Annotated in this window: 19 protein-coding genes; 4 read left to right on the top strand and 15 right to left on the bottom strand. The window is 62.4% G+C overall.

Annotated features, from left to right (window positions below; all coding sequences use genetic code 11):
* Positions 1–13: 13 nt before the first annotated feature.
* A complete protein-coding gene (locus J8I34_RS10115) occupies positions 14–1,147 on the bottom strand; it encodes a polysaccharide biosynthesis/export family protein (RefSeq protein WP_500784424.1) in 1,134 nt (377 codons plus the stop codon).
* Positions 1,148–1,449: 302 nt separating this feature from the next.
* Positions 1,450–2,700, bottom strand: a complete 1,251-nt coding sequence (locus J8I34_RS10120) for a glycosyltransferase family 4 protein (RefSeq protein ID WP_209772770.1) — start codon at positions 2,698–2,700, stop codon at positions 1,450–1,452.
* 515 nt (positions 2,701–3,215) lie between these two features.
* On the opposite strand from J8I34_RS10120, the gene J8I34_RS10125 reads away from it, so the two are divergent.
* Positions 3,216–4,559 (top strand): polysaccharide deacetylase family protein, encoded by a 1,344-nt coding sequence (locus J8I34_RS10125; RefSeq protein WP_209772768.1) that lies wholly within the window; start codon positions 3,216–3,218, stop codon positions 4,557–4,559.
* An 83-nt stretch (positions 4,560–4,642) separates the two neighbouring features.
* On the opposite strand, the gene J8I34_RS10130 is transcribed toward J8I34_RS10125, so the two are convergent.
* The 12 genes from J8I34_RS10130 to J8I34_RS10185 form a co-directional block, all read right to left on the bottom strand.
* Positions 4,643–6,196, bottom strand: a complete 1,554-nt coding sequence (locus J8I34_RS10130; protein WP_209805954.1) for a hypothetical protein — start codon at positions 6,194–6,196, stop codon at positions 4,643–4,645.
* Between the two features lie 51 nt (positions 6,197–6,247).
* Positions 6,248–7,204, bottom strand: coding sequence for a GNAT family N-acetyltransferase (locus J8I34_RS10135; protein WP_029045115.1), 957 nt, complete (start codon positions 7,202–7,204; stop codon positions 6,248–6,250).
* A 73-nt stretch (positions 7,205–7,277) separates the two neighbouring features.
* Positions 7,278–8,507, bottom strand: a complete 1,230-nt coding sequence (locus J8I34_RS10140) for an O-antigen ligase family protein (protein WP_209772764.1) — start codon at positions 8,505–8,507, stop codon at positions 7,278–7,280.
* Positions 8,508–8,792: 285 nt separating this feature from the next.
* A complete protein-coding gene (locus tag J8I34_RS10145; RefSeq protein ID WP_209772761.1) occupies positions 8,793–9,905 on the bottom strand; it encodes a glycosyltransferase family 4 protein in 1,113 nt (370 codons plus the stop codon).
* A 70-nt stretch (positions 9,906–9,975) separates the two neighbouring features.
* Positions 9,976–11,436, bottom strand: coding sequence for a lipopolysaccharide biosynthesis protein (locus J8I34_RS10150; RefSeq protein WP_209805955.1), 1,461 nt, complete (start codon positions 11,434–11,436; stop codon positions 9,976–9,978).
* A complete protein-coding gene (locus tag J8I34_RS10155; RefSeq protein WP_209805956.1) occupies positions 11,433–12,548 on the bottom strand; it encodes a DegT/DnrJ/EryC1/StrS family aminotransferase in 1,116 nt (371 codons plus the stop codon). Before J8I34_RS10155 ends, J8I34_RS10150 begins: the two co-directional genes overlap by 4 nt.
* 48 nt (positions 12,549–12,596) lie before the next feature.
* A complete protein-coding gene (gene wbpD / locus J8I34_RS10160; RefSeq protein WP_029045111.1) occupies positions 12,597–13,178 on the bottom strand; it encodes a UDP-2-acetamido-3-amino-2,3-dideoxy-D-glucuronate N-acetyltransferase in 582 nt (193 codons plus the stop codon).
* 7 nt (positions 13,179–13,185) lie between these two features.
* Positions 13,186–14,136 carry a Gfo/Idh/MocA family protein gene (locus tag J8I34_RS10165; RefSeq protein WP_029045110.1) on the bottom strand — a complete coding sequence of 317 codons (951 nt, stop codon included), beginning with the start codon at positions 14,134–14,136 and terminating at the stop codon, positions 13,186–13,188.
* Positions 14,137–14,154: 18 nt separating this feature from the next.
* On the bottom strand, positions 14,155–15,471 hold the full coding sequence (gene wbpA, locus J8I34_RS10170; RefSeq protein ID WP_209773101.1) for a nucleotide sugar dehydrogenase: 1,317 nt from the start codon (positions 15,469–15,471) through the stop codon (positions 14,155–14,157).
* A gap of 485 nt (positions 15,472–15,956) precedes the next feature.
* A complete protein-coding gene (locus J8I34_RS10175; RefSeq protein ID WP_209805957.1) occupies positions 15,957–17,066 on the bottom strand; it encodes a GNAT family N-acetyltransferase in 1,110 nt (369 codons plus the stop codon).
* Between the two features lie 17 nt (positions 17,067–17,083).
* Entirely contained in the window at positions 17,084–18,124 is a 1,041-nt protein-coding gene (locus tag J8I34_RS10180) for an ATP-grasp domain-containing protein (RefSeq protein ID WP_209805958.1), read from the bottom strand.
* A 309-nt stretch (positions 18,125–18,433) separates the two neighbouring features.
* Positions 18,434–19,090 carry a sugar transferase gene (locus J8I34_RS10185; protein WP_029045107.1) on the bottom strand — a complete coding sequence of 219 codons (657 nt, stop codon included), beginning with the start codon at positions 19,088–19,090 and terminating at the stop codon, positions 18,434–18,436.
* Positions 19,091–19,433: 343 nt separating this feature from the next.
* Between J8I34_RS10185 and J8I34_RS10190 the strand changes: the two genes are divergently transcribed.
* Complete coding sequence (locus tag J8I34_RS10190; protein WP_029045106.1) at positions 19,434–20,768, top strand: NAD(P)-binding domain-containing protein; 1,335 nt, start codon at positions 19,434–19,436, stop codon at positions 20,766–20,768.
* A gap of 361 nt (positions 20,769–21,129) precedes the next feature.
* Here the strand turns inward: J8I34_RS10190 and J8I34_RS10195 are convergent, their stop codons facing one another.
* Positions 21,130–23,145, bottom strand: a complete 2,016-nt coding sequence (locus tag J8I34_RS10195) for a polysaccharide biosynthesis protein (RefSeq protein ID WP_029045105.1) — start codon at positions 23,143–23,145, stop codon at positions 21,130–21,132.
* Between the two features lie 446 nt (positions 23,146–23,591).
* Between J8I34_RS10195 and J8I34_RS10200 the strand changes: the two genes are divergently transcribed.
* Both J8I34_RS10200 and J8I34_RS10205 read left to right on the top strand, forming a co-directional pair.
* The gene (locus J8I34_RS10200) at positions 23,592–24,845 is read left to right on the top strand and encodes a DegT/DnrJ/EryC1/StrS family aminotransferase (RefSeq protein ID WP_209805959.1); all 1,254 of its coding nucleotides are present in this window, start codon (positions 23,592–23,594) and stop codon (positions 24,843–24,845) included.
* Between the two features lie 220 nt (positions 24,846–25,065).
* Positions 25,066–26,100 (top strand): GNAT family N-acetyltransferase, encoded by a 1,035-nt coding sequence (locus J8I34_RS10205; RefSeq protein WP_029045103.1) that lies wholly within the window; start codon positions 25,066–25,068, stop codon positions 26,098–26,100.
* Positions 26,101–26,158 lie beyond the last annotated feature (58 nt).

The raw sequence follows: 26,158 nt of genomic DNA on the forward strand, positions 1-26,158 counted from the left end.
GTTTCGCATCCCGCTATTTGATTGCCGTGGCAGTACTGAACACAGGCTGGGTGCTCGGCAACAGCTGGTTGATCACGCGGCTCCAGCGGACGACCTCACGTGCGTCCACATAGACCACATCTTTCGGTTCCAGCTCGAAGCCCTCGGCGATAGCCAGCGCCGCCGGAGAGTTGCTGTTCAGATGGTAGATGTTGGGCTCGCCATCGGCCGCCTTGCGGATAACGTAGATCTGCTCCGCATTGGCCGAACTCGGATTGACACCGCCGGCATCGCCAAGTGCCTCGTTCAGTGTCATCCGTCCATTGCGCATGAGCAGGGAGGCGGGGCGCACCACTTCGCCGGTCACGAAGATCTTGTTGTCCTCGCGCTGTTCCACGCGGACGATGTCGCCCGAGCGCAGCAGAATGCGGGACGGATCAATACCCCTGGCAAGCAGGGCGGGAATGTTGACATACCAGCTGCGCTCGCCGCGGGTAACGCGGATGCGGCTGTTGTCACCGGTCAGATTCAGCACACCGCCGGCGCGATTGAGCGCTTCCACCAGCGTCATGGGCGCGTCATCGATGGCCTGCATGCCAGGCGTCTTGACTTCTCCGTCAACGTAGACACGCTGGCTACGGAAGCCGAGCACCCGCACCGTCATCTGGGGGTCCCTGACCACTCGCGACAGAACCCGCGCCATCTGGTCGCGAACCTGGTTTGCCGTCTTCCCACCCACCTTCATGACGCCGGCGTAGGGGAACTGAATATCGCCCTGTGCGCTGACCACATAACCCGGCACGTTGGAGCCGCCGCTGGACTGCGGGATTTCGAAGGCGGCGCCGATGCTGTAGGTCTGCGTGGGAAACACCAGTTCCGGATGGTCCCATACCACGACCGAGATGATGTCGCCAGGGCCGATCTGATAAGGCCGCGGCGTGGCGAACAGTTCTTCGACCCGCTCATTGTCTGTACGAGCCTTGCTGCGTTGGGCTTTCACCAGATCGAGGGTGATCGGTGTCACCTTGGGTACGACATCGGGACCGATTGCGCTCACCACCGCATTGGTGCCGAAGTACATGCCCGGCGATGCAGAGCACGCTGCTAGCAGGCCGGTGGCGACAAGTATCGACAGACTGGAAGCGATGTTGTGGCGAGAGGTAGCCAGGATGATCCGGGAATGCTTGCGCCAATTGACTGGTCTCACGGCGGTCTCCTTACTGATGGCAGCGGACAACGCGTCGCATATGCCATGCCCTGATGCTTTGCATCGTAGGAGGGGCGGCTCCATGCTTCGGTGCGTTGTCGCACGTTGAATGTTCGGACGAGAAGGCTGTACTACCGCGAGCGCCAGGCTTTGCCCCAGCGGACCCAGCCGTTCGCTGCATCTCGTATCCTGCCGCGAGGGCGCAAAGGCCGGGCACCGGTCTTCCGACCCGTGTGCAATGCGGAGCCTCGATATCAACCAGGTCAAGACACCGGGTTGGCCTGAGCTCTGCATGCTTCGTCCAGCACCCCAGCCAGGCGCTGCGCCAGCAGCTGGAAGCTGTGGTTGCGCTCGACATACTCGCGGCCGGCGCGCCCCATACGCAGGCGAGCCTCGAGCGGCGCTGCTGCGATGCTGATGATGGCGTCGGCAAGCGCCTCCGGCTGCTCCGCGGCCACCGTCAGTCCCGCCGTCGAGTCGGCCACCGGATTATTGGAGGCATTGGAGGCAATGACGATGGGCCGGCCCGCGGCCAGGTAGTCAAACAGCTTGTTCATGCTGATGCCGTACCGGTACAACTGCGGCAGGTCGCGCACGGCGATGACAAAGGCATCGGCCTCCATTGCCACAGCCGGAACTCGGGTCTTCGGTACGGGGGGCTCAAAGATGACATTGCGCAAGCCGAGTTGCTGTGCCTGCGCCATCAGCGCAGGCTTGAGGCCGCCATCTCCGACCATGCGCAGGATGATGTGCCGCCCCTCTGGCCGCTGCTGCACAAGCTTCATTGCCTGCAGCACATTGTCCAGGCCGTTGGCTTGTCCGTGGGCGCCGAAATACATCAGCGTAAAACGCTCGGACGGCGCGACGGTGCGTGCAGGCGTGGGCGGTGGGAACAGCGACAGGTCCACGCCGTTGGGTATCCAGGTTATGCGCTCTTTCGGAATGCCCAGCGGCGCGATGTACTCCCACGCGTGCGGCAGCAGCACGACGATGCGAGTGGCACGCCGATACAGCCAAAGCTCGAGCTTGCGCAGCGCCCAGGTCAGGAAATCTCCTTCGCGCAGGCGACCCATGTCCACGAGCGTCTGCGGCCACAAGTCACGCACCTCGAACACGAACGGGACCTTGAAGCGGTGCGCCAGCAGGGCGCCCGCCGCCGCGGCGAAGGGGTGCACGCTGGAGCCGATCACCACGTCGGGACGCGGCAGGCCACGCGTGGTCCGCCGCCGCAAGGCGCGCCAACTGTAGGCCAGCATGTTGAGGATGCGGCCGGCGCCATTGCCTTCGTATGTGGGCGTACGTACCCAGAGGAAAGACACATCGCGAATACTGTCAAGGCGCGACAACCTGCCCCCCTCCAGCTGCCGTTCCCTTGCGCCGACCGTGTTGGCCGCGATAACGGTTGCCTGCCAGCCGGACGAGCTCAGGTGCTCTGCCAGGTGGAAGTGTCTCGTGCCGCCGTGGTCACTGCCGGGTTCCAGGGCATAGTGATTGAGAATCCAGACGTGCTTCATGGAGGGACCGGATCGTGGGATGCTGGCGCGCATGTCATTGGCGGGCTTCTCCCGGCTGGCCGACCCGGCCCGCCGGGTCGGCCAACAGAGCAGACGCGGGCCTGACAATAGCGGATCCTGCCGCGACCGCATGCGGACGCACAGGGCCATGGTCAGGGCCGGATGATCAAATACCTTGCCGTTGTGGCAGCGTACTTTTCCATCCGCCCGAATACATCTAATCAGAGTCCGGCGCTTCGTGAAAGCGCATAGCGTGGCCCAGACCACACTGCCCGGCACGGCACCGCGGCAGCCTCGCGGGTGCGGCAGGAAAGCGCACGCACCTTGCGTTCGGCGTCACACCCAGCTTCATTGCCGGCACGGTAGCGAGTCCCGATAATCTTCTCTGTCAGCGCAATCGGCTGTGGCTCGGCCATTCGGTTTGCCATGTACTGTCCATGCCCTGCTCAAGCCGTGCACAGCCATCGTTCAATCAGAACGCTGGCATTCTCACTCTGGAATTCCCTATGAGGCACATGACTGAGGAAACCCTCTCCTGGCTGCAGCGGATTCTCGCGGAGCGGTTTGGCCATGGTTTTCAGTTGCAAGGCACCGACGCGGGCTTTGTCCGCTTGAGCCTTGCCGGATCCGGCGAGGGATCGATCGAGATTGCCGCTGACCCCGTCACCTTCAAGCGCGCGGACTCGGCGCTCGCCTTTACAACCTGGGATGCGCTTGCCGAGGGCTGGCAGCCGGCCCTGCGCGGACCTTTGCCGGCGCCAGGCCTTGCGCGCGCTCCGTCGCCGCTGATCGAGGCGACGCCGGCTGGCTATCGAATCCACTATGACATTCTCGGTCTTTGCTACTGGATGCTGTCGCGCCAGGAGGAGGTTGGCCGCACCGACCTGGACAACTACAGACGCTTCCCGGCCAGCCACTCGCATGCCCACAGGCATGGCTATCTGGAGCGACCGGTGGTGGATGAGTGGTTGCATATCCTTGGGCAGGTGATCAGGCGGCAGTGGCCAGAACTGCAGCTACGGCAGCTTCGGCCCGGCATGAAGGTGTCGCATGACGTGGATGTGCCCAGTCGTTATGGCTTTGGCTCCGCGGCGCGAATGGTCCGCCGCATGGCCGGCGACATTCTGATTCGCCGGGACGTACGGAGCGTGCTGCAGGCCCCGGTCATCAGGATGAAGACGCGCACCGCGCTGCATCCCAGCGATCGGGTCAATACCTTTGACTGGATCATGGATGTTTCCGAGCGCCATGGACTGGTCAGCGCCTTCTACTTCATCTGCGGGCGCACCGACCCCGGCATGGATGCCGACTACGAGCCGGAGCATCCTGCGATACGCGGATTGATGCAGCGTATCCATGCCCGTGGCCATGAAATCGGCCTGCATCCGAGCTTCAATACCTATCAGGCGCCCGGCGCGGTGCAGGCGGAGGCAAACCGGCTGCGGCGGCTATGCGAGCAAGAGAAGATCGAGCAGGAGGTTTGGGGCGGACGCATGCACTATCTGCGCTGGGAGCACCCGACCACGATGCTCGGTTGGGAGCAGGCGGGCATGACCTACGACAGCACGCTCAGCTATGCCGACCACGCCGGATTCCGCTGCGGCACCTGCTTCGAATATCCGGCCTTCGATCCGGTCGCAGGCAAGGCCCTGAGCTTGCGCATCCGCCCGTTGATCGCCATGGAAGGCACCGTCATGGGTTATATGAAGCTTGGAACCGGCGATGCAGCATGGAGAAAGTTCCGGGAACTGAAGGATACCTGCAAGGCGGTGAATGGCTGTTTTACCATGCTGTGGCATAACTCGTCGCTCAGCAACGCCGAGGAGCGCGAGCTGTACCAGGCTGTCGTCGCCTACTGACAGGCTGTCGCGTCAGCGAGCCACGGTCGCCCCACCGCCCGGCCGCGCGTGATGGAAACGAGCGCGGCGGCTGGCTCGTCCCTTCAGCGCGCGCCGCCGCGGCGCACCAGCGTAGGCCAGAACATCATCTCGGCAAGCATGCGCTCGCTGTCGCCGGGCCGCCTCGCGAAGCCGGGGTAATGGGCTGCAACGAAGTCCCGGTCTTCCTTGCGCGACGACTGGGTAATGTCGTACAAGCGCACACCCAGCGCGTGCATCGCTGGCCAGGTTGCATAGCCACCGGTGGGGAATGACTCAGCCAGGCCATACGGTGGATAGCCCTCCGCGCAACTGCCTGTGCCGTTGTCGTAATTCACCCGATACCAGCCGTTGGCGCCGCTGAAATAGTTGGCGAACAGCGGGCGGGCCCGATCCTGATTCCAGACGTGAAGACTGAACTGGCGGGCAAAGGCAGCCATGGTGTCTTGCGAGGGCAAACTCGCCGGGTCAATGCCGTAGACCTGGACCAAGGCCGCACGATTGCGCTCGATGGCATCAAAAAAATGCACCAGCCGGCGTGCGTGGCTGATGTCCCAGCCGATGTTGGCGACCGGCGCGAAGCGCTCGGCTGGGATAAGCGTCTGCGCCGTGACCAGTTCTGGTCTGGCCGGATCGCGCTTGCATACAACAGGCTTGTCCCGCCCGGTGTAGGCGGCATACCGGTTTGTGTCATAAAGCCGCCAGAATCCCGCATCAAGATCGGCCACCCTGATGCTCTTGCCAGTCTTGCCCTCCGGGTCGGGAAGCGCCTGTACAGTAGTGCGAGCCGCAACCAGGCGCAGCAACAAGTCCAGGTGCGCTTTCATGGTGGCAATACTGCCGTCATCCAGGCCCGCCGCCTGGGCAAGCCGAGGTCGCGCGGCCAGCATGCCGGCCAGATCCGCGTAGATGGCAATCTGCCAAAGATCCTTGTCGGTCAGGAACAGTTCCGACGAGGTATTCTTGACATCCTCCGGCCTCGCGGCGATCCGTTTGCGCAACGCGTCCTGCGCCGCAGGCGTTCTCCAGCGTTCCAGGTGCTCGCGCGCGATGCGTGCCGTCTGCTCGACGAAGTCGTTGGGAGCCGCCGTCCGAACCTCGCGGCTCATGCCGTTGGCAAGGCTGCTCGCGAAGGCCAGGAACTGGGTGCTGTTGAGCAACACCTCGGTGTTGCGCAGCCGGATGCTGTGGCTGCACTCGGGACCACCGCGGCATATCCAGGCCCGCCCTGGCTGGTCGCCGGGCGCGGGTTCGAGCTGTGCATAAGTCTTGGCAACCAGGCCGGCCAACTGGGCCTGCCGGGCGCTGCGCTGGCAACGTTGTGCCATGGCCAGCAAGTTGTGAAAGAAGATCTCTATGTGGTATAGCGCATAGGTGTCGCCTTGCTTCACCAGCCGTTCCGCGATCAGTTGCTGTTGCACGAAGACGAACCCGCCTTCGTCCCAGCGGCGCCAGACCAGGCCTTCGACAGGGCCACCGCATTCCAGCGCGGCAGGCATCACGCCGCCAGGCTGCGCCTGCGCCGCTGGCACGGTACAGACCAGCAGTACAGCCAGGCTACCGGCGCGCAGCAGCGCGCGCGCAAGAGGTCGACGGGCGCATGCGTTGTGCTTGCTCATGCCAGCATCTCCTTGTAAAAGCGCGGGCGCCTTGCTTTCCCGGCGGCACCGCTATCGGGAACGCATGAGCTGATACAGCGAGAGCGCCCTGGATGGTGTCTTCGTAATGAGGAAATACGGTCTCTGAACAGCACCGAAGCCTCGGAAGAAGCGTTCCACCGATTCCAGCATGGAGCCAGAGAAGTCATAGGCCTTGGTTACCGTCGAGGCGAACCTGATGGTTTCCCAAATGCAGTAGCTGCCGGCTCCGGTATTGGGTGGCATGTCCCGGTTTGCGCCTCCCATCAGGCCGTACGCGCTCTGCTCGTCCCACACGAGATAGGCGCTGTAGTGAGGCCGTCCCTGCTCATCCTCGACGATGAAGATCCTGCGTTTGCCACGCTCCTTGCACGCAGCGTCGATTCGCCTCGCGACGTCATCGGAATAGCCTCGTCGCCATTTCGGGTCAATGCCAACATTGCGGTTCAGAGGCAGGAACTCATCAATGTTGTCGGTGTGGCGCACGCGAAGATTGAAGCGGTCGTTCGCTTTCCGGATGTCCTGTTTCACCGTGGGTTGCATGGCGCTCCAAAGCGACGCCTCGTCACTGAGGTCCGGAAGAATGTAGGTATATCTCGTGGTCTGCCGATAGCCTTTCCAGAAGAAGGGCAGCCAGTTGGTATTGTTGTAGTCCCAGGCCTGCGCGAAATGGTCGAACCTCGGTAGTTGTTCGATCAGGTTCGTCATCAACTCCTTCTGTTGGCTCAGCAGTTTTGTCGGCTTTGCATCCTTGCACGCGAGCCATGGTCCCAATCCGTGTCCGGCGGGAGGCTGGGTAAGGATGACAAAGCCGTACCTCGTCTTCTTGACGTAGGGCATGGCTGCGATCACCTTTCCTGCTCGCTCCACCAGGGCCACGCTCCAGCGGTCGGCCCCAACCGTCGCGTCAAGCCACCAGGCCTGGCTGGACAGCCGGATTGAACGTTCGCTCTCGCAGAGCTCTCTGTACTTGTCCTGATTGATGTCCATATGCCTCAATCATCGATGAATGTCAGTCGTCGCGGTACAGGCCATGCCTGATGAGCGGACTGGCGGATACCTGTCAGGATCGCGCAGCTTGCCGACCTGCGCACTGCGCAAGCGCGGGCCGGCTGCCCGCCCGCTCGCGCTTGCGCAGTGCGCAGGCCATCGCGCCCCATGCCAGGGCGAAAATCGGGTCGTTGACGGATTTGGCGGTGGCCGCCAAGGTCACCGTATAGACGCTGAATGCCAGCGCGAGCGCAACCTCCGGATGCGCGGCGTAGCCCTTCCTGGCCAGCCTGGCTGATTGCACCAATGCATAGCCAAGCAGGAGGACGAAGCCCAGGAAGCCCACCAGCCCGAAGCTGACCCACGCGGAGAGCGCGTTGTGCGCGTAGCTCCCGATATCGCCGAGGTACAACTGGGAAGCGTAGCTGCCGAGCAGCGGATGCTCTGCGATTGTCCTGACCGCGTACTGCTGCAATTCGTTTCTTGCCTGATAGGAAGTCGATTCCCTGATCTCCAGGAGCTGGAGGATGCGCGAGCTGCCCTCGAAGACCTGGAAGCTGACAGCCAGATAGGCGAGGCCGGCAATGCCAAGCGGAACCCAGACCAGCGTGGTCCGCGAAGCGCCATCCCGAAGCCCGAAGAGAACCGCGGCTACGACGAGGAATGCCATGAACTCGCTCCTCGCCCCGAGCAGGAACAACAGCGGTACGGCAATCACTACCACCAGCGCGGCACGCAATCCGCGATGCAACGCGAGCGCTGCCAGGGCGACAATGGCGGCAGAACGGGCCAATCCCTGATAGCCGGAAACCCGCACGGCATCACCGGCAATCTTCTCTGTATCGTAGAACTGGCCATTCGAGCTCCACGCGGCGATGGCCAGAAATACGGGCACTGAAAAAGATAGTATCCAACGCACCCACTTCTCGTTCAGATCGAGGTTTCTTACCGACATGTAGACCACCAGCCACATGAATATCGTGCTGAGGTTATACATATAGAAGTCGAGGGACTCTTGCACGCCTGTACCAAGCAGGTAGTGCAGGCTTGACCATGCCAGGACAAAGAGCGCATACAGAACGAAAGCCCGATCGATAAACAGTATCGGCTCGCGCCCGCGTACCAGTGCACCGAAACCGAATATCACCAGCGGGATGCCGAGGACTACCGACATGGGGCCGAAGAAGCCACCCAGCACCGGCGGAAAAGAGGCGCTGGCCACCGCGGTGTGATAGTAGAAAAAGCCCGGAAAGAGCGTGAGGAAAACTAAGCTGCCAAAGAGCGAGAGGTTGCTGCGCTTCATGATCGCCCTGCCGCCTCCCCTGTTGGTCGTTCATTGCGGGTTCCGGATTGCCGTCCCCTTGCAGTCCATCAGCCAGTGAAAGTCTGCCCCCGGGCAAGCGGTGGATCTGGCCTTTCCGGATGCAAGGCTCAGCCACGGATATCCGCTCGCGCTCCATCCATCTAATCAAATCTGCCGCGACTTTGGTAGCGCAGTGCGTGAGCCAGCCCACACCGGACATTGCGCAAGCCCGAAGCCAATGCCATGCCTCGGCCGAGCCGATGAAGCGGTGAACCGGTCACGCACTCACGCCAGGATCCGCTCGTAGAAATGAAACAGCTTGTCCTGTTCGTTCGCCCAGTTGTATTTCCTGGTCACGGTGCGGCGTCCGTTCTCGCCCATGCGGCGCGCCTCGTCAGGGTGCGTCACCAGATAGTCGACGGCATTGGCGATTGCCTTCGGATCCAGCGGGTCCACGCACAGGCCGCTTTCGCTTTCCTCGACGATTTCGCGCCAGAGCGGGAAGTTGGAGGCAATGGGGGGGATCCCGGCCGCCATGTACTCGAACATCTTCACCGGCAGTGCATCGAGAAAATTGATGAGCGGGTGCAGCGTCACCAGGCCGGCCACCGACCGCGCCAGCACGCCCCGCACCCCGGCCCGGTCCAGATACCCGAGCTCGTTGACGCGGGACCAGCCGCTGGCCGCCCTCACCTCCGATTCCAGTGCCTGGTCGCCGAACCGGCCAGCCAGATTCAGGCGCGCCGCGGATTGCACCTGCTCGAGCGCCATGACAGTCTCGCGGATACCGCGAGTTGAGCTGATGCCGCCGACATAGCAGATTTCTGCTCGCTTGGCTTCCCACTGCACCGGGCCGCCAAGTTCGCCGAGAATCGGGTAATTGTTGATGTCGACGGTGCGAGGATTGATCGGCAGGAACTTGTCCCTGATAAAGGGAGTGGCCGCTACGATGCCGTCGAATTCGCGACAGGCACGTCTCTCGTACAGGGCAAAAGCACCCGCCAGCGCGCGCAACCGCCTCGGCCCAAGGTAGGGTTTGCTGAGCAACTGCCGGGGCACGTCCTCATGCGAATCATAGATGACGCGTTTGCCCATCTTCTTCAGCTTCAAGCCAACGGGAATCAACTCGGGGTCGTGCAGGTGGTAGATGTCGGCATTCAGCATGAGCGCCCGGCGCAGCACGCGTGTCGTGGTCCGGAAGACGCGGTTCAAGCGCCCCGCCGAGCCGCCGACATCGGTGATGAAAACCCCGTCCCGGCTTTCATCCCCTTCGCCGTCGGCCACCACCAGCGAGACCCGATAGCCGTTGGCCGCCAGGCTACGGCAATGCTTGAGGAAGATGCGGTCATCGTAGCGCGGATGAACCGAGGTAAGGTGGGCGACGTTAGGAACTTGCACTTGAAACTCCGTCTACAACGCCACGACGTGCATCCGGCACAGAGATGTCTGGTCCGCTTGCGGATCGAGGCTACCATCGTTCATCGTCAGTCTGCGTCGGGCGCAGCGTACGCCGCATCCAGAACGCAGACAGGGCCAGGAAGTAAGCGGCGGAAACCAGGGACCGCCAGCCGGATTCGCCGCTGAACAGCAGTATCGAAGGCAGTGCCCAGGCGCAGAAGATCAGTATGCGCCCCGCATCGTGCGTCACCATTGTTCTGAGCCTCACTCCCACTCGCGACATGAACAGGGTAAGCATCCCGAGATAGGCAACGGCGCTCACTGCGGAGAAAACGGCAATGCTGGGGTCCGCCGCAACGCTGAATCCGTAACACATTGCCAGCGTGGCAAGACGAACCGCAAAGGTGCTGAACTGCGCGATCAGTTCCATCTTTTGCAGTTCCATCACATCAGGGAGGCAGGAGAGCGGCGAGAACTGGAACTGGAAATAGATCCAGGGTGCCATCCAGCGCGCATAGTGGCCGGCCATGCGCCACCGTTCGCCGAACACGGCCGCGAACAGGTCCGGCCCGGCGCAAACAAGCAGCACCAGTGCCGGGATGCCGGCATTGGCCAGCTTCCGGCGCAGCGCCTCGGCCGCCTCGGGCAGGCGACCGGCCCGCATGGCGGCCGGGGCCTGGGAAAAAAAGACACTGCCGATCGCCGCGCCGATCAGTGAGATCGGCGCCGATATCATGCGCAGCGCGAAGGCAAAGTGGCCGACTACGGCAGCGCCGAACAATGCCGAGAAGATCAGCGGCACCAGGTGCACGCCCGCCACATTGAATATGGCTGTCCAGGTGGAGTACAGCGGAAAGTCCTTGTAGCGGCGCGCAAGGGCCACGATGCGGACCAGCTTCACGTCGCCGCCCCGCCTGCGACGGATTTCCCTGATCGCGTAGAACAGTCCGCCGGTGCCATGCCCGATCACCGTTCCGCCCATCAAGGCCAGGACGCCGAAACCATAGCCGCCCAGCTGCACCAGGTTTGCAATCACGGACCGCAGCAGCCTGGTCTGCGCCAGCTGGCCAAAATACTGCATCCGGACCATCCATCGCTCAATCACAGTGTAGAGGCCGGCCGAAGCCACGCCGAAGGGGAGCAGCCAGAGAGCGGTCGCGTCGATTGACCAGTTCAGGGTCAGGATCAGCGATTCGCCGAAGAAAAGCACGCCGAGGGCGCAAAGCGCGCTGGTTGCCGCCACGCACAGCAGGCACAAGGCCACCAGGTTCTCGGCATCGCGATCGCGGGCGGGCAGGGCGATCGACAAGTCATAGCGCAGGCAGGCGACAACGCCGAAGAACGCAAGCAGGCCCGCGAAGACCGCCACGGCGCCAAAATCCTGCGGAGAATAGAGGCGCGTCAGGATGGGCGAAACCGCCAGCGTAAGTATCTGCGCGGCGGCCTGCCCGCTGACCAGCACGCCAATGCTTCTGCCGACACGGGGCTTCTCCGCCGTGCCAGGGTCCACGGCGAGCGCCTGCTTGCTCAAGGCACGACTCGCTCTGGCTGGCACACGGCATGCCGGAGAATCACTGAACAGATAGCCTGCTGGCTTGCCATGTCGAGGTACGGATGCATCGGCAGGCTCAGCACCTCTCGCGCCAGCGCGTCGCCGACCGGCAGGCGGGCCTGGCAGGCGGCTACTGCGGGCTGCCGGTTCAGCGGTAACGGATAGTGCACGACAGTGGGGATTCCGGCGGCCTTCAGCACATCCTGCAAGGAATCGCGATCCGGGACACGGATGGTGTACTGTGCCCATACGCTGAGGTTGTGGGGTTCGACATGCGGCGTGGCCTCGAACCCCCCGTGGCGCAACAGTTCTCCGTACCGCGCCGCCACTTGCTGGCGTAGCTCGACTTCCTCATCGAAGATCGTCAGCTTTGCCAGCAGGATGGCCGCCTGCAACGTATCCAGGCGGCTGTTCACGCCAACGCGGACATGGTGGTAGCGCCGGTCCTGGCCATGGCGGGCGATCTGGCGCATCGCCTTGGCCAGATCTTCGTCGTTGGTGAAGATCGCTCCACCGTCCCCGTAGCAGCCCAGTGGCTTGCTGGGAAAGAAGCTGGTACAGGCGATCGTGGACAGATTGCAGCTGCTGCGGCCCTTGTAGGTGGCACCGAAGCTCTGCGCAGCGTCCTCGATGACCGGCAAGCCGTGGCGCGCGGCAATGGCATTGATGACATCGAAATCGGCGCACTGTCCATACAGGCTGACCGGGATGATGGCCCTTGTGTGCTCGGTGATCGCCGCTTCGAGCGCCGCCGGATCCAGGTTGCAGGTGCGCGGATCCACGTCCGCATAGACCGGCTTTGCCCCCAGCAAGGCGACGGTCTCAGCGGTGGCAATATAGGTAAAGCCGGGCATGACGACCTCGTCGCCGGGCCCGATGCCCAGCGCCATCAGGGCGATCTGCAGCGCGTCCGTGCCGTTCGCGCAACTGATGCAGTACCCGGCGCCGGTATCGTGCGCAAGCCGCTGCTCCAGCTCCTCGACCTCCGGCCCGAGAATATATTGGCCGTGCGCCAGCACGCGCTGGATGCCGGTGTCAATCCTGTGCTTGATGCGGGCTTGCTGTGCTTTGAGGTCGATGAACTCGATCATGGCTGGATTTCCTGTGCAGACGGCATGCGGAGGGGATTTTTCACTGCCTCAGGCTGCGGCCTTGCGCAGTGTTGCGCCGTCCAGGATGTAGCGCTGCCCGCTATTCCGGCAGACGGCCTCGCCCTCGCCGCGCACTGGCAGGTCAAGCTGCTCGCCGAATTCGCTCATCCAGCCGACCTGCCGTGCAGGAACGCCGACCATCAGCGCATAGGCAGGTACGTCCTTGTTGACAACGGCGCCTGCGCCGACGAAGGCATATTCGCCGATAACGACGCCGCAGACGATGGTGCAATTGGCGCCCAGGGTCGCGCCCCGCTTCACCAGCGTGTCGCGGTACTCGTTCTTGCGTTCGATCAGCGAGCGAGGGTTGTAGACATTGGTGAACACCATGCTGGGGCCGCAGAAAACGCCGTCCTCCAGCGTGACGTTATCGTAGACGGAGACGTTGTTCTGCACCTTGACGTGGTCCCCGATGACGACGCGGTTGCCGACGAACACGTTCTGGCCGAGCGAGCAATGCCTGCCGATGCGCGCGCCGGCACAGACATGCACAAAATGCCAGACGCGCGATCCTTCGCCGATCTGGGCTCCCTCGTCGACGATGGCCGATGGATGTACCTGGTCCGTCATCACAGCCTCAGGCAAGAAGTTGCTGCAGGAAAGGATGGCCTTCGTTGTCGCAGGGCGCCGTGGCGCGTGCGGAACGGATGGTGCTGACCGTCTCTACGCAGTGACGCGCGTCGTCCAGGCCGTAGCCCCGGCCCGCGAGTATCTCCCGGTAGCTGGTGGTGTGCAGGTCGGTGAAGCCTTCCGAAAACTCGATCTCGGCACCGTCCACGGTGATCGAGCGATAGGTCGCCTTTTTTCCCTTCACTGTGGCAGGCAGGTCATTGGCATCGATCGATAGAAACCAGCGCACGCGTGCATTCTCGTATTCGAGGTAGCCCGCAGCCTTGTTGTCCGTGCCATAGTGCACCACATTGCGTTGCAGGCTGCCAAAGATGAAGTGCAACATGTCATAGAAGTGCACGCCAATGTTCGTGGCCACGCCGAAGGATTTGCGCGTGTCGCCTTTCCAGCTTTCCAGATACCACTTTCCGCGCGAGGTGATGTAGGTCAGGTCGACCTCGTGCTTGTGCCCGTTGCGCTCGCTCGTAACCTTCTCCTTGAGCGCGAGGATCGCCTGGTGATGGCGCAACTGCAGGATATTGAACACGCGCCTGCCGGTCTCGCGTTCGACGAGCGCCAGCTCATCGAGCAATGCGGGTGTCGGGACCAGCGGCTTCTCGCAGATCACGTCGCATCCGAGGCGCAGGCCGGCAGAGATATGCGACTGGTGCAGGTAGTTCGGCGAACAGACGGAGATGTAGTCCAGCGCTGCGCCCGGCTGGCGCCGCAGGCGCCAGGCATGGTCATAGAAGCGCTCGAATTCGGTGAAGAATTCGCTCTGTGGCGAAATGCTGTCGAGGATGCCGACTGAATCGTTGATGTCGTACGCCGACACCAGCTCATTGCCCGAATCCTTGATTGCGGTCATGTGGCGTGGCGCAATGTAGCCGGCCGCTCCGATCAGTGCGAATCGTTTCACGCTAGCGCTCCCTTGTATTCAGGCCTTGACAACATTCGCGTACGACGCGCGATACTTTCCGCGGCTGTCGACGAGGAGCTTCGCATGCTGGCGGATCAGAAGATAGTCGAAGGCGTCGTGATCCGTGGCCAGCACCACGGCGTCGAAGCCGCAGAGCGATTCGCCGTCGAGCGGCACGCTCGACAGCTCGAAATGGTGCTCGCGCATTCTCGGAAACACCGGGACGTGTGGATCGCTGTATGCGACCGTCGCGCCCCGTGCGCGAATCTGTTCCATGATCTCGACAGAGGGCGATTCGCGCATGTCATCGACGTTCTTCTTGTAGGCAATGCCCAGCACCAGCACCCGGCAGCCTTTGAGTGCCTTGCCCTGCTGGTTCAGTCCTTCCACCAGCCGGCTGACCACGTACTCCGGCATGGCCTTGTTGACTTCGCCGGACAATTCGATGAAGCGGGTGTGCAAGCCGTACTCGCGCGCCTTCCAGGTAAGGTAGAAGGGATCGATGGGGATGCAGTGCCCGCCCAGGCCCGGCCCGGGATAGTAAGGGGTGAAACCGAATGGCTTGGTTGAAGCGGCGTCGACCACTTCGAAGATATCGATGCCCATCCGCGTGGCCACAATCTTCATTTCGTTGACCAGGCCGATGTTCACGGCACGATGGATGTTCTCGAGCAGCTTGGTCATCTCGGCGGCCTTGGTCGAGCTGACCGGCACCACGCGGTCGATCGCCACTTCGTACAGCGCCATACCGACCTCGCGGCAGACTGGCGTCTGGCCACCGACGATCTTGGGAATGCTGCGCGTTTCGAATTTGCCATTGCCCGGGTCTTCGCGCTCCGGCGAATAGACCAGGAAGATGTCGCCGCCCACCTCCAGCCCCCCCTCCTGCATGCGAGGCAGCAGTTCCTCCTCCGTCGTGCCGGGGTAGGTAGTGCTTTCCAGCGACACCACCTGCCCGGCGCGCAGGTACTTCTTGATGGCGTCCGCGGTGCTGATGACAAAGCTCATGTCGGGTTCGCGATGCTTGTTGAGCGGCGTCGGCACGCACAGGATGATGGCATCGCACTCTCCGGCACGCTCGAAATCCGTGGTGGCCTCGAACCCGGTCTCGCGGGCACGGGCGATGCTGCGTGCGGGAATATGCTCGATATAGCTCAGGCCGGCGTTGAGCCTGGCAACCTTGCTCTCGTCGATGTCGATACCCAACACACGGAACCCGATTGCGCAGTAGCGCAACATCAAGGGCAGCCCGACATAGCCCAGGCCGACGATGCCGATAATGGACTCCCTGTTCTTGATCCGTTCGATGAGATCTTTGGCGATTGGGCTCGACATGATGGAATCAGAAGGTTTGTGGTTGAAGCCGATCGAGTCGGACTGACTTGCGAGGTGACAGCGCTGAACCGATGAACCGTGCTCCGATTGTAGAAATTCCCCGACCTCCAGATATGTGGGCATTGTTGTCACCCACACACATTGCTGCACATACACCTGCGATCTGCCGGGAGGGCGGGTTCCCGGCCGCTACTCGTCGCGGCGTGCCGGGGAGTCATCAGACTAGCGAGTGGCAACTGAAGGAAACATCGTTCCAACGGGTATCGTCCATTCGACTGAGGCCGTACCACCATCGCGCATGCGGTGCGCGACAGGCCAGCAATGTGCGAAACCGCACGGATGCTGGCAAGGTGGCATTCCCGGAATGCGAGCAATGGGGGATCGGAGCTGCCGCGAAGCCACGCGCAACCGCCACGAATCGGCGCGACCTGAAAGCAACGCGCGTCGGCGCAATAGGCACTGCCACGACAAGCAATAGCAATACCTCAGGGATTGCGGAGCGAACGCAGGAACAGGTATGTCAGGAGGATGCGCGAGGGGGTCTTCTGAATAAAGAAATAAGGCTGCTGCCTGGCGCCGAATGCCCTGAAAAAGCGCTCGACCGGCTCCAGCATCGACCCTTCGAAGTCAAACGTGCGCGCCACGCCCGAGGAGAAGCGGATTGCTTCCCACATGCACAAGCTGGCCGCCCCACTGGTCCGGAGCACCGGATCTGAGCCTCCCATCAGGTAATAGGCGACTCGCCCGTCCCAGACCAGATAGACGCCGGCATGACGACGGCCTTCCTTATCCACGGCAATGAAGATCCTGCGTGCCCCTCGCGCCGCACACGCGGCGTCAAGGCGGCGCACGTAGTCGTCCGTGTAGGGTAGCGCCATGCCTTGCCGGGAGAAGACCTGCCTGTTCAGCTTGATGAACTCCTCGATACCAAGGTCGTCGCGCACCTGAAGACCATGGCGGGAGCCCGCCTTGCGGATTTCGGCCCGGATGTTGGGCTGCATGCCATTCCAGAGCGCTTCCGGATCCGACAGGTCATCGAGGACGTAGGTGTACTTGGTGGTCTGGCGGAACCCCTTCCAGGCAAAGGGCAGCCAATTGGTCTGGTCGGGATCCCAGTGCTGCTGGAAATGGTCAAACCGCGGCAGCTGCCCGATCAGATCGTCCATCAACTCCTTCTGCTGGCCCAGCACTCTCGGCGGCTTGCCATCCATCGGGGCCAGCCACGGTCCGGACATCTTGGCCAGTGCCGGCTGGGCAATGACTGAAAATCCATACATGCGCCGGGGGGCGTAGGGCAGGCTTGCCACTATCTGACCGCCGCGCTCGACCAGCGCTGCGCTCCAGTTCCCGGGGCCGGCGGTGGCGTCCAGCCACCACGCCTGACTAAATAGCGGAATATTCGCAGCAGTATTGCAGAGCTGGCGGTAGCGGACTTGTGCCGCGTCATCCGTAATTTCCGTGTCAGCAATCTGCCTGACGGGAGCAGTGGCTCCGCTCGCCGCTGGAGCATGGTCAGCGTCCCCTTGACGGCTGGAGTCGGAAGTCGGCTGGACCAGGTCCGTCGCGGCACTGGCAATCACATTCGCGCTGTTCATCGATTCCTTCCATGCCGTTAGCCGGCTGATGCTTCCATGGCAACATGCTGCTCCGCCAGTTCGCCGACTCTGGCCAGGTAGGCGCACTTGAACAGTTCGATGCCGGCCTGGTAGTGGACTTTCTGGCCGTGCTGCCCGCGCACGCAATTCAGCAGCACTCTTACCAGATTGGCTCCCGCCAGATGGGTAAAGGGGTAGCCGCCTCCAAATCTTGGATTCAGCTCCAGGAGATACTGGCGTCCTTCGCGCTCGATCACATCGCAGTCGACATTGCCGATATGCCCCAATTCATGGCCGATGCGCGTGGCGATGTCGTCGAAAGGCTCGCTTTCGACAGTGATCGCGCGATCGGTCTCTCCCGCGCGCATCGACAGCTTCTTGCGCACGGCAAATCCGACCGGCCTCGCTTCAAGGTCGTTGAAGATATCGAGTCCGTACTCCTGGCCCGAGATCAATTCCTGGACCAGCACCGCCGCATCTGGCTGTCCCAGCCTCGCAAAAGCCGATTTCCGGCACATCCGCAGGCAGTAGGCATAGGCGAAGCGAAGCTCGTCCAGGTTCTCCACGAACAATATGCCAAAACCTGCGCTGCCCCAGCGGGGTTTGACCACCAGCGGGAAAATTTCCGTTCCCGCAGAAATTGCATCTTCGGCACTCTCCAGCGTGGCATAGCTGCGCGGCGTGGATACTCCGATTGATTCGGCAAACTGCGCGGTCAGGAACTTGTCCGCGCACAGATTCACCACCTCTGTCGACGAGATCACCGGTATCGTTCCGATCTCGCGAAACCGTTGTGCGTTCGCTGCAAGGAGCGGAAGTTCCAGGTCATTCAGGGACAGGATGGCGGAGACCCGATGCTCGCTGCACAGGTTGAGCAGGAAGTCGATGTAGTTATCCGCATAAAGCCCGGGCGCCAGAAAAAACCTGTCGCACGCGCTCGCAGCCGGCGCGCCGCCATTCATGTCCACTCCAAGCACCAGACCGGTCCCATTCAGCTCCGACTTGAAATACTCCGCCAGGTAGCGTCTTCTACCTATGCACGTCAGCAGAACGTTCATGTTCACCCCAATGCCATTCCAGTCACATTGACCCTGTCGTAGCCCGGCAGGCCACGTCATGCAGGCCTTCGGCCGTTTTCGTTGGATTAGTGCCGGGACACCGGCACTTGTTTTCTACTGCCTTGAGTCACGGGCTTGCCGACCGCGCGGAAGCCTTCTGCGCACGATGCCCGCGCTCAATGTCTGACATATGCCATCTAATCAGAATGGCCTGCCCGAAAGCAGCGTGATATGTGCGCAAATTCACGAAGTGGTGACACGCCTCTCGTACCGCGGGCGGGAATGTGACATTCAGCACGAGACGAGTCGTCATGCGATGTGAATCGGAACGTCTTCGTTCGCAGCGGGCCGGGGCACGCTCGCCGCATGCTGAACACCGGGACTGCCTGTGAACGTCGGTACCTCGAGGTCGCCTGCTGCGTTGATGCCCTGGTGGCCAACAACGGTGCCTACCGTGCGCAACAGGATCTTCAGATCCAGCCAGAAAGAGTGGTGGTCTACGTACCAGGTGTCCAGGCGAAATTTCTCTTCCCAGGTCAGGGTGTTCCGCCCGTTCACCTGTGCCCACCCGGATATGCCGGGACGGACCAGAAGACGGCGAGCCTGGTCGGGTGAGTAACACGGCAAATACTTCATTGGCAGCGGGCGTGGGCCAATGACACTCATGTCCCCCAGCAGAACGCACCAGAACTGGGGTAGCTCATCGAGGCTGGCGCGGCGCAGAAATCTGCCGAACGGCGTGAGCCTGTCGTTGTCCGGCAGGAGATTGCCGTCAGGGCCTCGCTCATCCGTCATGGTGCGGAACTTCACGACTTGAAATGGTCTGCCGTCCAGGCCCGCGCGCGTCGGGCGAAACAGCACCGGGCTGCCTAGCTTCCAGCGCACGGCACCTGCCAGGAGCAGCAGCGGTATTGCCAGCACAAGCAATGCCATGGAGGCGAACACTATGTCAAACAAGCGCTTCATGATCGATCCGTCCAGTCTGTCACGCAGAGGAGTCCATTGCCGCCGTCCGACGGATTCCGAATTTCCGCTCTGGATCCCTATCTCACCAAAATCGGGTCGTTGTGTGAAGCAGCAAATGTGGTTGAGGCCACGTTCTGCTGCAACATGCCCAAGCCGGGGCGCCGCTGTGATCGAAAAGGAGTGTGCGGGGCCGTACCGATGCCGCTTAAGGCAGGTTTCAGACTGCCTTTAATCTGACTGGACGCGTGACCGATGTAACCGACGACGGCTGGCATGGCGCGCCACGCTGTTCCGGACGGCGCGCCTTCGCAGGCGCCAGGAAAACTCAAAGGGAAGAGCAATAATGATCTCGTCCACGGATACGGTTATTGTCGGGGCCGGCCCCTATGGTCTGTCGGTTTCGGCCTATCTGAGCAAGGCCGGCGTGCCCAATCAGATTCTCGGGGAACCAATGCATGCCTGGAGAAATTTCATGCCGCCGGGGATGCTCTTGCGCTCTGAACCGTTTGCCTCGAACCTCTACGCGCCGTGGAAAGGCTATACGCTGGAAGAATATTGCCGTCGTAACCGCGTCCCGTACCGACAGGTTGGAATGCGCGTGCCGCTGGAACTCTTCGTGGACTATGGGCTGTGGTTCCAGTCGCGACTGGTCAGTCATGTGCGTCCGGTGGACGTTATTGACATGCACCGCAAGGAGGGGCTCTACCGGCTGCTTCTGAGCGATGGCAGCGCCATGGCGGCGCGGCGCGTGGTCGTTGCCCTGGGCCTGAAAGGATTCGCGCAGGTGCCCGCGGCACTGCAGGCCATGCCGAAGCCTTACGTGGTCCACTCCGGCGAAATCGGAAGCCTGGCATGGGCGAAAGGCAAGCGTATCGTTGTTGTCGGGGGGGGGCAGTCGGCAATCGGGCTTGCCGCGCTTTTTGGCGAACTCGGAGCTCGGGTTCGGCTGCTTGTGCGCGGCGAGGTCAACTGGAGCAGGGAGTCGCGTAGCTCCCACGGTGGTGTCAGAAGGCTGCTCCGAGGGCGGATCGGCTTGGGACGTGGTTGGGATTCCAACAGTCCAAGTGCGCTTTTGATGTCCTTCCTGTTGTCCGAGCACCCCGCTTTCTTCCACATGCTGGATCTCCAGCGCCGCCAGAGGTTGCTCGACACGGGTTGGGCACCGTCTGGCGCGTCGTGGCTGCGCGATCGCGTGGAGGGCAAGATCGATATCCGGACCCAGACCGAAATCAGGGATGCCGAACTCAGGGACGGTCAGGTAGTCCTGCAGGTCTCGACTGCGAATAAAGTGTCCCGAATTAGTGCCGATCATGTTGTTCTGGCCACAGGGTTCAAGATTGATTTGACCAGGCATTCCTTCCTCTCCCAGGAACTTCAGGACTCGCTCTCACTCGTTTGTGGCGCGCCAAGCCTGACGCGCAATTTCGAAACCAATCTACGCGACCTGTACGTGGTTGGACCCGCGGCTGCGCTGAGCTTCGGGCCGGCACTGCGTTTCGTCTATGGCGCGAAGTATGCGGCACCACACCTGGCACGGCACATTCTCGGACGCTTCAAACAGGACGCGGATCATCATGTCCAACCACCGGCTGTCGGGCCGGAACCGGACAAGGAAAACAGTGGAAGCCGTTTGCATGGGCAAACCATGCTTCAAGTCTCCGGCAACAAGGCGAAATAGCGTCGGAAATCCCTGGCTTTTTCCATCGGGCGCCGTACCGGATCTTTCGACAGGTGCGGCGAACAGCGTCGTGGCGGCATGACGGATGATGTCTGGCGCGTCGCAGGCCGGCGATGTCGAGTGCGTTCTCCACTAAGCACGGATAGCCGCGGGCGGACTTGACGGCCGGCGCGTGCGCCTTGCATGCCAGACCCGCGAAGCACCGCCCTGCCTGGCCCTCGGAACGCTCGGAACGCTCGGAAATGCCCTGATCCTCGGGCCAGGCGTGCGCTCAGCTGTGCCGAGCCACACGGCGTCGTGCAGGACATCGCTCGGCAATCGGGTTACTGCGTCGTCGTCACGGGCACGTGGCCGGCCGCCTTCAGCTGGCCTCGCCCGGATTGGACAATGTTGCCGGCGGCAGGTCCACGCCGATTTCCGGGGACGAGGGCCGGCGCGATGCAACGCCGCGCAATGGCGGCGGTGTGGGTGCCGGCACCTTGCGGGCGGGCGAATCCAGAGAGCTGTAGGGGGTGTACTCGGAAACCAGGCTCTGTACGGCGATCTGGATCTCCAACTCGTCGCGGGTGTCGCAGGCTACGAACAGGCGCTGGATCTTCGCATTCAGCTCTGCGGCTTCGAGGAACGGTTCGTTCGAGCACATGATGCGCTCGTGCCCACTGGCCGTCACCTCGCCACCGATCAGGAGCTCTTCAAAAAGCTTCTCGCCCGGGCGCAGCCCTACGACTTTGATCTCGATGTCGCCGGCAGGGTTCTTGCGCGTCCTTTCCACCAGTCCGGACATTTCGATCATCGTGCGGGCAAGGTCGATGATGCGGACCGGCTTGCCCATGTCGAGCACGAATACTTCGCCACCCTTGGCCATCGCGCCAGCCTGTATTACCAGCTGCGCCGCTTCGGGAATCAGCATGAAGAAGCGAATGACATCCGGATGCGTAATTGTGATGGGCCCGCCCGCGCGGATCTGCTTGCGGAACAGCGGCACCACCGACCCGGATGAGCCCAATACATTGCCAAAGCGCACCATCGAGAACGTAGTTCTCGTATTGGGGCGGGCGGCGGCAGCCTGGAAAACGAGTTCTGCAATCCGTTTGCTTGCGCCCATGACATTGGTAGGCCGGACCGCCTTGTCGGTGGAAATCAGCACGCAGGTCTGAACGCCGAAATGATCCGCCAGGTCGGCGACCGTCTGGGAACCCAACACATTGTTGCGAATGCCCTCCGGCATGTTCACTTCGACCAGAGGCACATGCTTGTAAGCCGCGGCGTGATAGAGGGTGTCGACCTGCTGGCCGCGCAGTGCCGCGGACACTGCGGTGGAATCGCAGACGGAGCCGATCCGGGCATCGATCTGCAGTTCAGGATAGCGCTGCCGCAACTCCTCTGCGATCGCGTAGAGGGCATATTCGGAGTGGTCGAACAGGATCAGTCGCTGCGGTCCCTGTGTGGCGATCTGACGGCATAGCTCCCTGCCGATGGAACCACCCGCGCCGGTGACCATTACCGTCTTGCGTAGCGTGCATTTGGCGAACAGGTCTTCACGCGGGGGGACGATGTCGCGGCCCAGCAAGTCTTCCACGCTGATGTCACGGATGGACTGCACTGTGATCTGTCGGTCGACCAGTTCGAGCAGGGTGGGCACTGTGCGCACGCTGACCGCATAGTGGTGCAATTTCTCCACAATCTGGCGGCGGCGCGCCATGGGCAGGGTCGGCACGGCCAGCACGACTTCATTGATCGCGTACTTCTGGATCTGCGAGCGCATCTGGTTGCTGTGATGGACGGGGAGGTCGGCAAAGATCTTTCCCTCGAGCGCGAAGTCGTCATCAAAGAAGCAGACAGCCTTGTGACGCAGGCTGGATCGCATGGCGATGGCGAGTTGGAAGCCGGCCTCGCCGGCGCCAAATATTGCCACGCGCAGAGGCGCTGGCTCGTTCTGCACCTGCCGGGACTGGAGCGAGCGCGTCAGCAATGCACGCGCGACAAAGCGGGAGATGACGACATAGGAGAAAGCGATGAACCAGTAGATCAGCAGACCGGTGCGAGGCAGCCGGTCGAGGTGCACGAGGAACGACAGCGCATAGGTGATCCCGATGATGCAGGCCAGGCTGGTGCCAGTCGTCCAAAGTACTTTCAGGTCGAAATACCTCACGACGGTCCGATACAGGCCGCTGAGCGAGAACACGGGAATCGTGCAGGCCGCAATGATCAGCGGCGGTGTGATGCCGTACTGAGCCAGCAACTCGAGATTGCCGACGCGCAGGAACAATGCGAAAGCAAAGCACATCGGCAGCGCAAGCAGGTCAGCCGATACCATGAGCGCGACCTTGCGGCGTCGGGGCAGCGCAAGCAGCCAGCGCGAAAGTAGTCTGGTCATTTGCCGGAACCTCCATGCACCGCAGGGTGCAGGGACCTGGTGGCGACCAGGCTGCGACAAGGATGCCCTACTGGCGGAGCGGACAGGAATGGCTGCACACGGTTCTGCATTGTCTTGAGGCTTCTTCTGTCAATGGCTTTCGATTTGCCGTTGGCCCGTTAGCCCGTCAGCCCGTCAGCATGACTGGGTGCTCCGGCACCATTCCAGACTGATGCAATTATTGTTGCTGGCGCGTCTCTTGCAACATCGCAACGTGGGCTTGCGTACGCAATGGACGCCGGCGCGCGCCTGCACCATGGCGCCTCATCTGACTGTCCTAGTCCACATGGTGGCCTTCACGTGCCGATGCAAGTCTGGTTAGATGATTGCATTCCATCGGGTGCTCAGGTGACGCCTGGCTTGCGCGGCAGCACCCGCTCCGACTTCCATTGCTGAGGTGGACGACCATGCTGGATTCCAGCTTTTCTCCCTGGCCAAGCTTCACTGCCGACGAGGCGGCTGCCGTGCAGAAGGTGCTGTTGTCGAATCGTGTGAACTACTGGACAGGCGACGAATGCCGGAAGTTCGAGGAGGAGTTTGCCGCTTGGGTGGGGACGCCGCATGCGATTGCGCTGGGAAACGGGACGCTTGCGCTCGACGTCGCGTTGAAGGCGCTAGGCATCGGCCCAGGCGACGAGGTCGTGGTCACGCCACGAACGTTTATCGCCAGCATTTCATGCGTGGTGAATGCGGGAGCAACGCCAGTCTTTGCCGATGTCGAGCTTGCTAGTGGCAATCTGTCCGCGGCGACGATCGGCAAGGTGCTGACGCCAAGGACACGAGCCATCATCTGCGTGCACCTGGCCGGCATACCCTGCGACATGGACCCGATCATGGCGTTGGCGCGCGAGCACGGCATCAAGGTGATCGAGGATTGCGCGCAGGCGCACGGCGCGCGCTACAAAGGGCGCTCGGTTGGCGCAATTGGAGATGTGGGCGCCTGGTCCTTCTGCCAGGACAAGATCATGACCACTGGCGGCGAGGGCGGGATGGTGACGACCAGCGCAAGAGACCTCTGGCTCCGCATGTGGTCGTACAAGGATCATGGCAAGAACTGGGACGCGGTATATGGGCGCCAGCATGCCCCGGGATTCCGGTGGTTGCATGAATCCTTCGGTACTAACTGGCGCATGCTGGAAATGCAGGCGGTGATCGGGCGCATACAGCTTGCGCGCATGACGCAATGGACGGCGCAGCGCACTGCCAATGCAGAGGTCATTGCCGGCGCGCTTCGGCAATGCGCTGCAGTCTGGCTGCCCGCCTGCCCGCCTGATGCCCGACCCGCATGGTACAAGTTTTATGCATTCGTCCGCCCGGAGTTGCTCAGGGAAGGCTGGAGCCGTGACCGCATCGTGGCCGAGATCCAGGCAGCTGGGGTGCCCTGCTATGTGGGCGGCTGCTCGGAGGCTTATCTAGAGAAGGCGTTCGATGGCACTGGCTGGCGTCCACCGTGCCGGTTGCCCAATGCCCGATTGCTGGGTGAATGCAGCCTGATGCTGCTGGTACATCCCACCCTGACCGAGGCCGAGATCGACCTGGCTGCGCGGGTGGTGCGCGAGGTAGTCCTTCGGGCAACCCTGCCGACGGGAGCAGGGCAGGACGTGGAAGGCGTGGTGATGCGCGATCCGGCTCGGGATTGCGCAGGCGCCATGCAGCGATGATGCATTGTCCAACGCTGATCCGGCTGGACACCGTGGGGGCTGTTGCCCCTCGCGCTGGTGCCGTCCGCGGGCGATGCGTCGCGCGGTGCGCTGCGATGGCTTGTGTCGTTAGGCCCTGTCGCTGCTCTGTTGCGTGCGGCTGCCAGGTTCGGCATTTTTTTCGCGTGGGAGGGCAAACTGTGCGGACAGCCAGACAGCCTGAACCGCAACCTGTGACGTCATGAAGATCCGGCTGCTCGCTCCATCTGACCCAGCCTGGGGTGAGGCGCTGCGGCGCCGCTGTCACGACTGCTACCACATGCCCGGCTGGGCGCGTGCGGCGGAGTTCGGCGACCGTGGCAGCGCAAGGGCGCTGTATGCCCGCGACGGTGATGCCGAGTTGCTGCTGCCGCTGGTAAGGCGCGCCATTAGCTGTGGGGAGTGGGATGCCGTCTCGCCCTATGGCTACGGCGGGCCGCTCCTGAGCGCGGGCGCCGGCCAGGACTTTGCTGATGCGGCACTGCGCGAGGCTATTGCCATGTTGCGCGCCGATGGCTGCGTGTCCTGGTTTATCCGCTTGCATCCACTCCTCAATTCAAGCTGGAACAGCGCCGTCGGCGAGGTGGTGGATCAAGGCCCCACGGTCACGATTGATCTGACCAAGAGCGAGGCCGCGCACTGGCGCGACACCGCGCATGGTCACCGCAGTGATATCAACAGGGCCATGCGCGCCGGCGTCACCGTGCGCATCGACGAGTCCTTTGGCGCGCTGGGCAGCTTCCTCGCCATGTACAACGCATCAATGCGGCGGCTGGGGGCGCCGGCATTCTATTACTTTGACGAGCGCTACTACCACACACTGCGCCGTGAACTCGGAGCCCTGCTGAAGCTGTTCGTCGCCGAGGAGGCTGGCGTGCCCATCGCCGCAGCGCTGCTTACCGTGGCGCCGTCGTCGGGCATCTTGCAGGGGCACCTGTATGGCGCCGACGATCGCAGCCTGAATCGCCAGCCGCTGAAACTGCTTATCCACGCGCAACGGCAATGGGGCCGCGAGCACGGATATCGCGTGCTGAACCTGGGCGGGGGGCGTGGGAGCAACGGGGAGCAGGATTCGTTGCTTCGCTTCAAGCGAGGCTTCTCGCCTGACACCCGGATGTTCCGCACCCAGCGCCTGATTGTCGATCCCAAGCGCTACGCCGCGTTGTGCGGCGGTGGCAAGGCCGGCGAGCAGGAGTTGGCGGACCTGCGCGGATACTTTCCGGCGTACCGGCGCTAGTTTGATCCTGGAGCAGGGCGCAGAAACGGGTACGCTGGCCGCCCTTGCGGGGCGCCAC

Origin of the sequence: Cupriavidus phytohabitans (assembly GCF_017815025.1) — a bacterium.
Taxonomy (GTDB): domain Bacteria; phylum Pseudomonadota; class Gammaproteobacteria; order Burkholderiales; family Burkholderiaceae; genus Cupriavidus.